General features: G+C 72.2%; 10 protein-coding genes. 7 read left to right on the top strand and 3 right to left on the bottom strand.

What is annotated here, in order from left to right:
• Positions 1 to 77: 77 nt before the first annotated feature.
• Together ACFWWR_RS43470 and ACFWWR_RS43465 are read right to left on the bottom strand one after the other, a co-directional pair.
• Positions 78 to 2,390, bottom strand: coding sequence for a helix-hairpin-helix domain-containing protein (locus ACFWWR_RS43470; protein ID WP_384309742.1), 2,313 nt, complete (start codon positions 2,388 to 2,390; stop codon positions 78 to 80).
• Positions 2,387 to 3,370: an aldo/keto reductase gene (locus ACFWWR_RS43465; protein WP_383876078.1), complete on the bottom strand. Its 984-nt coding sequence runs from the start codon at positions 3,368 to 3,370 to the stop codon at positions 2,387 to 2,389. Before ACFWWR_RS43465 ends, ACFWWR_RS43470 begins: the two co-directional genes overlap by 4 nt.
• A 197-nt stretch (positions 3,371 to 3,567) precedes the next feature.
• On the opposite strand from ACFWWR_RS43465, the gene ACFWWR_RS43460 reads away from it, so the two are divergent.
• Together ACFWWR_RS43460 and ACFWWR_RS43455 are read left to right on the top strand one after the other, a co-directional pair.
• Positions 3,568 to 4,623 carry an LLM class F420-dependent oxidoreductase gene (locus tag ACFWWR_RS43460; protein WP_217238897.1) on the top strand — a complete coding sequence of 352 codons (1,056 nt, stop codon included), beginning with the start codon at positions 3,568 to 3,570 and terminating at the stop codon, positions 4,621 to 4,623.
• Between the two features lie 235 nt (positions 4,624 to 4,858).
• Positions 4,859 to 5,647: a ferritin-like domain-containing protein gene (locus tag ACFWWR_RS43455; protein WP_383876076.1), complete on the top strand. Its 789-nt coding sequence runs from the start codon at positions 4,859 to 4,861 to the stop codon at positions 5,645 to 5,647.
• A 92-nt stretch (positions 5,648 to 5,739) separates the two neighbouring features.
• Here the strand turns inward: ACFWWR_RS43455 and corA are convergent, their stop codons facing one another.
• Complete coding sequence (gene corA / locus ACFWWR_RS43450) at positions 5,740 to 6,735, bottom strand: magnesium/cobalt transporter CorA (protein WP_383876074.1); 996 nt, start codon at positions 6,733 to 6,735, stop codon at positions 5,740 to 5,742.
• 62 nt (positions 6,736 to 6,797) lie between these two features.
• On the opposite strand from corA, the gene ACFWWR_RS43445 reads away from it, so the two are divergent.
• The 5 genes from ACFWWR_RS43445 (at position 6,798) to ACFWWR_RS43425 (ending at position 11,482) form a co-directional block, all read left to right on the top strand.
• Positions 6,798 to 7,484, top strand: a complete 687-nt coding sequence (locus ACFWWR_RS43445; protein WP_383876072.1) for a histidine phosphatase family protein — start codon at positions 6,798 to 6,800, stop codon at positions 7,482 to 7,484.
• Positions 7,485 to 7,541: 57 nt separating this feature from the next.
• Entirely contained in the window at positions 7,542 to 8,132 is a 591-nt protein-coding gene (locus ACFWWR_RS43440) for a DUF3090 domain-containing protein (protein WP_383876071.1), read from the top strand.
• Positions 8,096 to 8,926: an SCO1664 family protein gene (locus ACFWWR_RS43435; RefSeq protein WP_384309739.1), complete on the top strand. Its 831-nt coding sequence runs from the start codon at positions 8,096 to 8,098 to the stop codon at positions 8,924 to 8,926. Before ACFWWR_RS43440 ends, ACFWWR_RS43435 begins: the two co-directional genes overlap by 37 nt.
• Positions 8,927 to 9,025: 99 nt before the next feature.
• A complete protein-coding gene (gene mshC / locus ACFWWR_RS43430) occupies positions 9,026 to 10,255 on the top strand; it encodes a cysteine--1-D-myo-inosityl 2-amino-2-deoxy-alpha-D-glucopyranoside ligase (RefSeq protein WP_384309736.1) in 1,230 nt (409 codons plus the stop codon).
• A 273-nt stretch (positions 10,256 to 10,528) separates the two neighbouring features.
• Positions 10,529 to 11,482: an SMP-30/gluconolactonase/LRE family protein gene (locus tag ACFWWR_RS43425; protein ID WP_384309734.1), complete on the top strand. Its 954-nt coding sequence runs from the start codon at positions 10,529 to 10,531 to the stop codon at positions 11,480 to 11,482.
• The last annotated feature ends 125 nt before the right edge of the window (positions 11,483 to 11,607 follow it).

Genomic DNA, 11,607 nt, shown 5'->3' with positions numbered 1-11,607 from the left:
GGCCCTGCTGGACCTCCGCGGCCGCCGCCGTTCTCGTTGTGACCTACCTGCCTGGAGACGAACCCGCGAGTGTGTGGTCAGCCGGCCGTCGGGATCTGCGGAGCGAGCAGCGCGGGCAGGCGGGTCGTGCGCGGCTTCGCCGGGATCTCCGCCACCGCACGGGCGAGCGCCTGGTCCGCCCCGTGGACCACGGACAGATGGCGGTCCGCCCGGCCGAACGCCGTGTAGACCCAGGGCCTGCTGAGGGCCTGCACGGCGTCGCCGGGCAGCACCACGACCACCGCGGGCCACCGGGCGCCCACCGCCTGGTGCGCGGTCAGCGCCCACCCGTGCCGTACGGACTGCTCCACGCGCTCCTTCGGTACGACGACGGCCTCGCCGGCGCACGACAGGTGCAGCCCGTCGGCGTCGGCCTTGACCACCCGGCCGGGCAGCGTACGGCCCGGCGCGGGGGAGTAGGCGATCCGGTCGCCCGGGTCGAAGCCGCCGAAACGGCCGGGGCCGGGGTTGAGCCGCTCCTTGAGTGCCGCGTTCAGCGCGCGGGTGCCGGCCGCGCCGCCGTGGCCCGGCGTGATCACCTGCGTCTCCTCGGTGGGCACCCCGATCGCCCGGGGCACGGAGTCCGCGACGAGCTGCACGGTCCGGTGCACGGCCTCGCCCGCGTCCCGCACCGGCACGATCACGACCTCCTTGCCGGGGGCCTCGACCTGGTTGAGCTCGCCGATGCCGACGCCGGAGACCAGCTCGCCCAGTGGGCCCGGGTCCGGGCGACGGGAGGCGACCTGCGGGCAGATCCGCGCCGTCAGCAGATCCGCGAACACCCGCCCAGGACCCACGGACCACAGCATCGTGGGGTCCCCCGCCAGCACCAGCCGGGCGCCGTCCGGCAGCGACTCGGTGAGCAGCGCCGCCGTCTCGACGTCCAGCTGCGGGGCGTCGAGCACCACGAGCAGGTCGAGGTCCAGGGCACCCTCGGCGTCCCGGCCCGGCCCTTCGGCACCGGACAGCAGCCCGGCGACGGTGGCGACGGTCAGCTGCGGCGCGTCGGTGGCCTCGGCGCTCTGCGGCGCGCCGGCACGGGCGGCCCGCGCCGCGAAACGGTCACGGCCGATCGGGCCGTGCGTGGCGGCCCAGGCGCGCAGCCCCAGCCCGCGGGCCGCGCTCAGCAGTGCAGCCGGTTCGGCCAGGGAGGCTTCGCCGCCCGTGTGGAGCACCAGACCGTGGCCCGCGACCGCCCGGATCAGCTCGGCGGCGGAACCCCCTGCCGAGGCGGCGGCCTGCTCCCAGTCCGCGGCCGAACCGTCCTCCTTCGGCACCGAGTTGATCAGCCGGGCCAGGCCGTCGGCGAGGCTCTCCTCCGCGAGGGCGTACCGCTCCAGACCGACGAGGACACGCACCGGGCGCTCTTCGCCCTCCTCGCCGCCCTCGGCATCGTCGTCCTGCTCGCGCCGGGGCGGTGCTCCGGGTTCGTCCAGGGCGTCCTGGAAGACCAGGGCCTCGCCCTCGGCAAGGGTGCTCTGGACGGCCGCGTCGGCATCCGGCACGCCCCGCTGGGCCAGCGCGGCGGTGAGCGCCGGCATCTCCAGGGCGGTGTGCCCGGCGAGGGCGGCCTGCTCCAGCAGCCAGACGGTGACCGCGCGGCCGCGCCGCTCGTCGTCCGGAGCGCACTCCGCGCCGAGCAGGGCCCGCGCGAACTGGTCGGCCTGCTCGGGCCGCACGCTCGCGATCCGCAACAACTGCCAGGGGTCCGCGCGCAGTTGCTCGTCGGCCCCCTCGCCGAGGGCCGCGGCGGCCTGCGGTGCAAGCGTGTCCGGCGCCCCGCCCTCGGTCAGCACGCGGCGCACGGACTCGACGGTCTCCGGCGCGGGGGCGGCAGTCGCGCTCACCGGGGGCGTCGACACAGGCTGCGGCCTCGACTCCGGTGCGGTGCGGCGCGGCGCGGGTGCGGGCTCGCCGAAGACGGCGGCCGCGGGCTTCTCGCCGCTCTCCACCGCCCGTACGGCAGCGAGGAGGTCGGCGGCCTTCCCGCTGAGCTTGATCCCGGCGGCGATGGGCGCCTTCTTCTCGGCCTTCCGCTGCTCGATCCGCTCCCGCTCCAGCCGCTGGGCGGCGAGCTCGGCCTCGGCCTCGGACAGCTTCTTCGCTTCTTCGGCGTCGCCGGCGGTGGTGCCCTCGGGGGCGTCACCGGCCTCCGCGGTCTCACCCTCGGAGGCGTCACCGGTTTGCGCGGCGTCTGCCTCGGGGGCGTCACCGGCCTCCGCGGTCTCACCCTTGGACGCGTCACCGGCCTCCGCGGCGTCTGCCTCGGGGGCGGCGCCCTCCGCCGCGGTGCCCGGCGTCCCCGGCTCGGCGTCCTCGGCGTGCTCAGCGGGCTCCGGCTCCGTGCTCACAGCGTGCTCCAGTCGTGATCGGGATAGCGGTGCACGGGCGCCGACACGTCGTCGAGCGCCCGGCAGATCTCGTCAGGAAGACTAAGGGCCTCCACTGACAACGCGGCCGTGAGCTGCTGTGCGTTGCGCGCGCCGATGATCGGCGCGGCCACGCCGGGCCGGTCTCGCACCCACGCGAGGGCCACCTGTATCGGGGTCACCGCGAGCCCGTCCGCCGCCGTCGTCACGGCGTCCACGATGCGCGTCGCCGTGTCGTCGAGATACGGCGCGACGAACGGCCCCAGATGCTCCGAGGCGCCCCGCGAGTCGGCCGGTGTCGAGTGCCGGTACTTGCCGGTGAGCACACCACGGCCGAGCGGGGACGAGGGAAGCATGCCGATGCCCAGATCCAGGGCGGCCGGCATCACCTCGCGCTCGACGCCGCGCTGGAGCAGCGAGTACTCCAGCTGCGTGCTCGCCAGCCGGGTCCGCGTGCCCGGTGCGGCCATCTGCCAGGTCGCGGCCTTGGCGAGCTGCCACCCGCAGAAGTTGGAGACCCCGGCATAGCGGGCTCGTCCGCTGCTGACCGCGAGGTCCAGTGCCTGCAGGGTCTCCTCCAGCGGGGTGTCGGGGTCGAAGGCGTGGATGTGCCACACGTCGACGTAGTCCGTGCCGAGCCGGGCCAGCGAGGCGTCCAGCGCGGAGAGCAGATGGCCGCGCGAGCCGTCGAACCGGCGGTCTGGATCCGGCACGCTGCCGGCCTTCGTCGAGATGACCAGGTCCCGGCGCGGTACGAGGCCCTCGATGAGACGTCCGAGCAGGTACTCGGCCTCCCCGTCGCCGTACACGTCCGCCGTGTCGACGAGGCTCCCGCCCGCTTCCCAGAACGTCTTCAAGAGGTCCGCGGCGTCGTGCTCGTCGGTGTCCCGCCCCCAGGTGAGGGTGCCGAGCCCGATGCGGGACACACGCAGGCCGGTGCGGCCGAGATGCCTCTGCTCCATGAACGCCGAGATTACTGGCCAGAACCTGTCACGTGGGTGCCTGTGGATAACCAGTTTCCGCCGAGGCGGCCGGGGTTGGTGGCGGGCATCCGACCGGACGGCCGGAGCGGCGGCCGGGTGCTCGCCGTACACGAACCCCCACCCCCGCGCTAAGGTCTGCGGACAAGGGACGTTACTGATCGGTAAGGGGATTCGGCATGCAGCTCGGGATCAACCTCGGCTACTGGGGTGCCGGCATGGACGCGGACAATCTGGCCGTCGCCCAGGAGGCCGACCGGCTGGGATACGCGGTGTGCTGGGCCGCCGAGGCCTACGGCTCCGACGCGGCCACCGTGCTCACCTGGGTCGCCGCCCAGACCGAGCGCATCGACGTCGGCTCGGCCATCTTCCAGATCCCGGCCCGGCAGCCGGCGATGACCGCGATGACCGCCGCCACCCTCGACTCGCTCTCCGGGGGCCGCTTCCGCCTCGGCCTCGGCGTCTCGGGCCCGCAGGTCTCCGAGGGCTGGTACGGCGTCAAGTTCGACAAGCCGCTGTCCCGCACCCGCGAGTACGTCGAGATCGTGCGGAAGGCGATGACCCGCGAGCGGCTGTCGTTCGAGGGCGAGCACTGGACGCTGCCCCTGCCCGGCGGCCCCGGCAAGCCCATCAAGCTCACCGTGCACCCCGAGCGCGAGCACATCCCGCTGTACATCGCCGCCATCGGCCCGAAGAACCTCGAACAGACCGGTGAGATCGCGGACGGCGCGCTGCTGATCTTCCCGTCGGCCGACCACCTCGAGGACACCGCGATCACGTACCTGCGCGCGGGACGCGAGAAGGCGGGCAAGACCCTCGACGGCTTCGACGTGTGCCCGACCCTGCCCCTCGCGGTCGGCGACGACAAGGACGTGGCCGCGCTCGCCGACACCTTCCGCCCGTACACCGCGCTGTACGTCGGCGGCATGGGCAGCAGCAAGCAGAACTTCTACAACCAGCTGGCCCGCCGCATGGGCTACGAGAAGGAAGCCGCCGAGATCCAGGACAAGTACCTGTCCGGCGACAAGCAGGGCGCGGCCGCCGCCGTACCGCACGAGCTGATCGACAAGACGACCCTGCTGGGTTCGGTCGACCGGATCGCGGACCGGATGAAGGCGTACGCGGCGGTCGGAGTCACCACCCTGAGCCTCGCTCCCGCGGGCTTCACGCTCGACGAGCGCCTCGCCTCGCTCCGTGCCGGTGCGGAGGCCATGGAGCGTGCGGGGCTCGCGTGACACCGGGTTCGACCACCGGAGGTTTACAGCGGCCGTGGTGGGGGCTCGGGGGTCTTCCCCGCCACGGCCGTCACGCAGCACAACGCGCGCGGGCCCGCGCGGTTACGCCCTGGAGCGACCCCGAGGGTCATCCTTTTGGCGGAGTTGTCCGACACAGCTGTTGCAGCACCCCTCTCACCGCATTTGACTCGTTCTTTGCGGACCCTGCGGAGAGTCCTGCAGAGAGGTGCTGACGATGCTTTCGGCCAAGAGTCTGTTCCAGGAGATCCTCGACAACGACGAGTCCTTCCGCCTGTTCTGCTCCATCGCGGCCAGCGGGGAGTCGCAGGGCGGCTGGGAGAACGCCCGCATCGCCGCGCTCGTCCCCGCGAGCGAGCGGGACATGGCCCCCAAGATCACCCGGCACGGAGCGGACGAGGACAAGCACGGGCGGATCTTCAACGCCCTCATGAGGAAGCGCGCTCTGGAGCCCGCCCCCGTCCCGCCCGAGACCGACTACACGATGCTCCTGGAGAAGCACGGCATCGGACTCGCCCACGAGAAGCTCAAGGGCGACCGGCCGCTCACGGTGAAGGACATCGTCGTCTACCTGGCGCACAGCCGGGTCACCGAGCAGCGCGCCGCCGACCAGATGGTGATGCTGCGCAAGCACTTCGCGGACGACCCCCTGATCGGCAAGGCCGTCCGGATGATCTCCGACGACGAGGACGGCCACCTCGCCTACACCCACGAGGAACTGCTGCGGTTCGCGGCCGCCGGGCACGGACGGCTCATCCAGCGCACGCTGCGCGAGTGCGCGATCGCCGAGATCGCCATCTACCGGGACGTCAGCCTGGCCGTCATGGCCCACATGGGCCGCATCCTGGGCTGGCCGAAGGCGAAGTCGGCGGTGCTCGCGGCCGGCATCCACGCGATGTACGCGTACGAACGCCTGGCAGGCTGGCGCCGCATGGTGTCCCTGACGATGCCGGAACGCCGGGACGCCCTCGGCGGCCCGGCGCCCTCGGCCCCCGAGTTCGCCTGACCCACGGGACGTCCCCGGCGTCCACCCGCGACGGCATCCCGGCGGCGGCGTAGAACACCCGCCACGGCGGCGACCGGCTGCACCCGCCCCGGCTACATCCACCCCCGGCTCTTGAACAGCCGGTACAGCAACACCTCCAGGGCGACCATCAGCACGATCACCGCCGGATACGCCCACACCCAGTGCAGCTCAGGCATGTGCTCGAAGTTCATGCCGTAGATCCCCGCGATCATCGTGGGGATCGCGGCCATGGCCGCCCACGCGGAGATCTTCCGCATGTCGTCGTTCTGCCGGACGCTCATCTGCGCCAGATGTGCGGAGAGGACGTCCGAGACCAGCCGGTCCAGGCCCTCCACCGACTCGTTCACGCGCGTGAGGTGGTCGTTGACGTCCCGGAAGAAGGGCCGCGCACTGTCGTTCACGAAGGGCACCGCCCCGCCGAACTGCTCCACGCCCGCGAGGCGGGTCAGCGGCAGCGCGAGCGGGCCGGTCGCCCGGCGGAACTCCAGGATCTGCCGTTTGAAGGTGTAGATCCGCGACGCTGTGTGGCGCGAGCCGCCGCCGTCCGGCGAGAACACCTCCGCCTCCAGTTCCTCCAGGTCGGTCTGCAACTCGGTCGCCACGTCCAGGTAGTGGTCGACGACCGCGTCGGCGACCGCGTACAGCACCGCGGTGGGGCCTTTGCCGAGCAACTCGGGCTCCTGCTCCATCCGGTGCCGTACGGCGCCCAGCGGGGAGCCCTCGCCGTGGCGGACGGTCACCACGAACGAGTCGCCGAGGAAGAGCATGACCTCGCCGGTGGACACGGCGTCGCTCTGCGGCTCGTACACGACCGGCTTGAGGACCGCGAACAGCGAGTCGTCGTAGACCTCCAGCTTGGGCCGCTGGTGGGCCTTGAGGGCGTCCTCGACCGCCAGTGGGTGCAGTCCGAACTCCCGGGTGACGTGGTCGAACTCCTTCTCGGACGGCTCGTGCAGCCCGATCCAGACGAACCCGTGGGCCGCCCTGGCCTCGGCGAGCGCGTCGGAGAGATCCTCGGGGCCCTCCGTCCGATGTCCGTCGCGGTAGATGGCACAGTCGACGATCACTGAGTGTGTTCCCCTGTCATCCGTGGGCCGCCCCGTTCGGGCCTGCGCTTACGCTGGGCCGCATGCCCACGTTGATCCTCGTCCGGCACGGACGTTCCACCGCCAACACCGAGGGACTGCTCGCCGGCTGGACGCCCGGCGTCGCCCTCGACGAGCGCGGCGCCGCGCAGGCCGCCGCGCTGCCCGGACGACTCGCCGAGCTGCCGCTCGCCGAGGTCGTCAGCAGCCCGCTGCAGCGCTGCCAGGAGACGATCCGGCCACTCCTCGACGCCCGGCCCGGCCTCGCCGCGCACTCCGACGAACGGATCGGGGAGTGCCACTACGGCGACTGGTCGGGCCGCAAGCTCGCCGAGCTCACGGACGAGCCGCTGATGGAGGTCGTGCAGGCGCACCCCTCGGCTGCCTCGTTCCCCGGCGGCGAGTCGATGCGGGCGATGCAGACCCGCGCCGCCGAGGCGGTGCGCGAGTGGAACGCGCGCGTGGAGCGCGACCACGGCGCCGACGCCGTCTATCTCATGTGCTCCCACGGCGACATCATCAAGTCTCTGGTGGCGGACGCACTCGGACTTCATCTCGACCTCTTCCAGCGGATTGCCGTTGAACCGTGTTCCATCACCGCGATCCGTTACACCCGTCTGAGGCCGTTTGTCGTCCGCCTCGGCGACACCGGCGATTTCGCGTCCCTGGCGCCGCGCGAGGAGCCTCCGGCCGACGACGCGACGGTCGGGGGTGGTGCGGGCGCACCGTGATCGCCGGGCGCAGTAGGGTGAAGCGGTTCGCACCCACGATTTCAATGGAGACAGGACGTGTCCCGTCAGGTGTTCCTCTACGACCCCCCGGACCGCTTCGTGGCCGGTACGGTCGGACTGCCCGGACGCCGTACGTTCTTCCTCCAGGCCACGGCCGGCCCCCGGGTGACCAGCGTGGCCCTGGAGAAGACCCAGGTCGCCGCGCTCGCCGAGCGCATGGACGAGCTGCTGGACGAGGTCGTACGCCGTAGCGGCGGAAGTGCCGCCGTCCCGGCGGTGGCGCCCACCGAAGTCGCCGACACCCGCCCCCTGGACGCCCCCGTCGAGGAGGAGTTCCGGGTCGGCACCATGGCTCTCGCCTGGGACGGCGACGAGCAGCGCATGATCGTCGAGGCGCAGGCCCTCGTCGAGCTCGACGCGGACTCCGACGAGGACCTCGCCGAGGCCGAGGAGCGGCTGCTTCAGGACGAGGAGAACGGTCCCCCGATGCTGCGGGTCCGGCTCACCGGCGCGCAGGCCAGGGCCTTCGCCAAGCGCGCCCTTGACGTCGTCAACGCGGGGCGGCCGCCGTGTCCGCTGTGCAGCCTCCCGCTCGATCCGGAAGGACACGTATGTCCGCGCCAGAACGGATACCGCCGCGGGGCGTGACGACGACAGGGATGTCGGCCGAACTGCTCGCCGAGGGCGAGCTCACCGTGCGCGGCCGCATCCGGGAGGCGTCCAACGCGGCGCTGTACTGCACGGTCTCCCACGACGGCCGGGAAGCCGCCTGCATCTACAAGCCGGTGGCCGGGGAGCGTCCCCTGTGGGACTTCCCCGACGGAAACCTCGCCCGGCGTGAGGTCGCGGCCTACGAGGTCTCCGAGGCGACCGGCTGGGGCCTCGTACCGCCCACCGTGCTGCGGGACGGGCCGTACGGCGAGGGCATGTGCCAGCTGTGGATCGAGGTGACGCCCGAGGCCGAACTGCTCGCACTGGTGGAGGGCGAGGAGCCCGAGGCGGGCTGGAAGGCGATCGGCTTCGCCGAGGTCGGGGAGGGGCGGACCGCGCTGCTCGTGCACGCCGACGACGAGCGGCTGCGCCGGCTCGCCGTGCTCGACGCCGTGATCAACAACGCGGACCGCAAGGGCGGGCACCTCCTGCCCGCCGCCGGGGGTGTGCTGTACGGCATCGACCACGGGGTCACCTTCAACGTCGAGAACAAGCTGCGGACGCTGCTGTGGGGGTGGGCCGGGGAGCCGCTGACGGGTGAGGCGGTCGGCGTACTGACCGGTCTCAAGGCGGCGCTCGGCGCACAGGGGGCGCTGGCCGCACGGCTGGCCGCGCTGATCACCGCCGCCGAACTCGACGCCACGCGCGCGCGTGTCGACGCGCTGCTGGCCACCGGCAGGCACCCGGAGCCGAACGGGGACTGGCCGGCCATTCCGTGGCCGCCCGTCTAGCCGTCCGGCACGCCGAGCGATATCGCGCAAGAATGCCTTACCGGCCATCCGACCCGGTCCGGTTCGTATACGGAACATCCGTCCGGTTAGGCTCATGACATGCATGCCTGGCCCGCTTCCGAGGTCCCCGCCCTGCCTGGTCAGGGCCGCGACCTGAGGATCCACGACACCGCGACCGGCGGCTTGGTCTCCCTCGACCCCGGTCCCGTCGCCCGTATCTACGTCTGCGGCATCACGCCGTACGACGCGACCCACCTGGGTCACGCGGCGACCTACAACGCGTTCGACCTCGTGCAGCGCGTGTGGCTCGACACCAAGCGGCAGGTCCACTACGTCCAGAACGTCACCGACGTCGACGATCCGCTGCTGGAACGGGCCGAACGCGACGGCATCGACTGGGCCGCCCTCGCCGAGAAGGAGACGGCCCTCTTCCGCGAGGACATGACCGCCCTGCGGATGCTGCCCCCGCGGCAGTACATCGGCGCGGTCGAGGCGATACCCGGCATCGTGCCGCTCGTCGAACGACTGCGGGACGCGGGCGCCGCGTACGAGCTCGAGGGGGACGTCTACTTCTCCGTCGAGTCCGACCCGAACTTCGGCAAGGTCTCCCGCCTGGACGCCGCCGCGATGCGGCTGCTCTCCGCCGAGCGCGGGGGCGACCCCGACCGGCCGGGCAAGAAGAACCCGCTCGACCCGATGCTGTGGATGGCCGCGCGTGAGGGCGAGCCCAGCTGGGACGGCGGTTCGCTCGGACGTGGCCGGCCCGGCTGGCACATCGAGTGCGTCGCCATCGCCCTCGACCACCTCGGCATGGGCTTCGACGTCCAGGGCGGCGGCTCCGACCTCGCCTTCCCGCACCACGAGATGGGTGCCTCGCACGCCCAGGTGCTGACCGGTGAGTTCCCCATGGCCAAGGCGTACGTCCACGCCGGCATGGTCGCCCTGCACGGCGAGAAGATGTCCAAGTCCAAGGGGAACCTGGTCTTCGTCTCGCAGCTCCGGCGCGACGGCGTCGACCCCGCCGGCATCCGGCTCGCGCTCCTCGCCCACCACTACCGGGCCGACTGGGAGTGGACCGACCAGGTCCTGCAGGACGCCCTCGACCGGGTCGGCCTCTGGCGTGCCGCCGTCTCCCGGCCCGACGGTCCGCCCGCCGAGGCACTCGTCGAGGAGATCCGTGAGGCCCTCGCCGCCGACCTGGACGCGCCGGCCGCGCTGGCCGCCGTAGACCGGTGGGCGGCTCTCCAGAACGAGCGGGGCGGTACGGACGAAGGCGCGCCCGGTGTGGTGTCGCGGGCGGTGGACGCACTGCTGGGCGTGGCGTTGTAGCGCCGAAGACAGCAGAGAGGGGCGCTTCCTCCCCGCGGGGGAAGCGCCCCTCACGTTCTTCCGGGGCGGCCTCTTCTCCGTCGATGCGGAGGAACGGGCGCGGCTTCGAGCCCGACCCGGCACTCCCGTTGGGCAACGTGGGCATTCCCACATGGAACTGATGTCACGTCACATCCCGCCAAGGGCTGCGGGAGCGACGGTCATGTGGTGGGGTGAGAGCGACTTTTGACCGTACGGCCGGCAGCGCCCGGCCCTGCTGCGGAAGGACGCACAGTGGCACCCGCAGACCGTTCCTTCGCACGTCGAAGACTGCTCACCACAGCCGCCGCGTTCTCGGGCGCGGCCCTCCTCGGCGGTACCGCGCACGCAGCCGAAACCCGGCAGCACCCGTGGCCCGCACAGTTCCCCCTGCCCGACGGCTTCCAGCCCGAGGGCATCACGATCGGCGCGAACCCCTTCGCCTACTTCGGCTCGCTCGCCAACGGCGACATCTACCGGGCGAGTCTCGCCACCGGCCGGGGCTCCGTCATCAGCAAGGGCCTCGGCACCGGACACGCCACCGTGGGCCTGAAGACCGACCGGCACGGCACGCTCTTCCTGGCCGGCGGCGGCAGCGGTGAGATCCGCACCGTCGACGCCAGCACCGGCGAGATCCTGAAGGTGTACGCCACCGGCGGTACCTTCGTGAACGACGTGATCCTCACCCCGGGCGCCGCCTGGTTCACGGACTCCTTCAAGCCGCAGCTCTACCGACTGGCCCGGGGCGGGCACCGCACCCCCGAGGCGGTGGAGACCCTGCCCCTGACCGGCGACTGGGAGCAGGGCCCGGACTTCACCGCCAACGGCATCGAACGCACACCCGACGGCAGCGCCCTGCTCGTGGTCAACGCCTTTGCGAACGGCGGCGGCCTCATGCGGGTCGACCCGCGCACCGGGGTCGCCCGCACCGTCGACCTGGGCACGGCGAAGCTGCCCAACGGGGACGGCCTGCTCCTGCTCGGCCGGATCCTCTACGCCGTCCAGCAGCAGCAGAACGCGATCGACGTGTTCCGGCTGAACGACACCGGCACCAGGGGCACGGCGATCGCCCGGATCACCGACCCGCGCTTCCGCATCCCGACGACGGCGGCGGCGTGGGGCAGGCGGCTGTACCTGCCGAACGCGCGCTTCGACGTGGAGCCGACACCGCAGACCGAGTACGACGTGGTGGCCGTGCACCAGTTCTGACGTCCGACGCAGAAGGGCGGTGTGCCGGCCGGCACACCCCCCACCAACAAGGCAAAAACAACCGAAAAAAATCAACTACGAAACAGAAGGGAAATTGGGTTATTCTAGGAGCCCCCCCCCCACAG

It is taken from the genome of Streptomyces sp. NPDC058678, from assembly GCF_042714835.1.
GTDB lineage: Bacteria > Actinomycetota > Actinomycetes > Streptomycetales > Streptomycetaceae > Streptomyces.
The sequence above is the reverse complement of the archived record's forward strand: the minus strand, read 5'-3'. Positions and strand labels throughout refer to the sequence as shown.

Excerpts from the sequence above, each read along its gene's own strand:
- ACFWWR_RS43445 (WP_383876072.1), top strand. The coding sequence starts at position 6,798 with ATGCCCACGTTGATCCTCGTCCGGCACGGACGTTCCACCGCCAACACC.
- ACFWWR_RS43435 (WP_384309739.1), top strand. The coding sequence starts at position 8,096 with ATGTCCGCGCCAGAACGGATACCGCCGCGGGGCGTGACGACGACAGGG.
- mshC (WP_384309736.1), top strand. The coding sequence starts at position 9,026 with ATGCATGCCTGGCCCGCTTCCGAGGTCCCCGCCCTGCCTGGTCAGGGC.
- ACFWWR_RS43465 (WP_383876078.1), bottom strand. The coding sequence starts at position 3,370 with ATGGAGCAGAGGCATCTCGGCCGCACCGGCCTGCGTGTGTCCCGCATC.
- ACFWWR_RS43460 (WP_217238897.1), top strand. The coding sequence starts at position 3,568 with ATGCAGCTCGGGATCAACCTCGGCTACTGGGGTGCCGGCATGGACGCG.
- ACFWWR_RS43455 (WP_383876076.1), top strand. The coding sequence starts at position 4,859 with ATGCTTTCGGCCAAGAGTCTGTTCCAGGAGATCCTCGACAACGACGAG.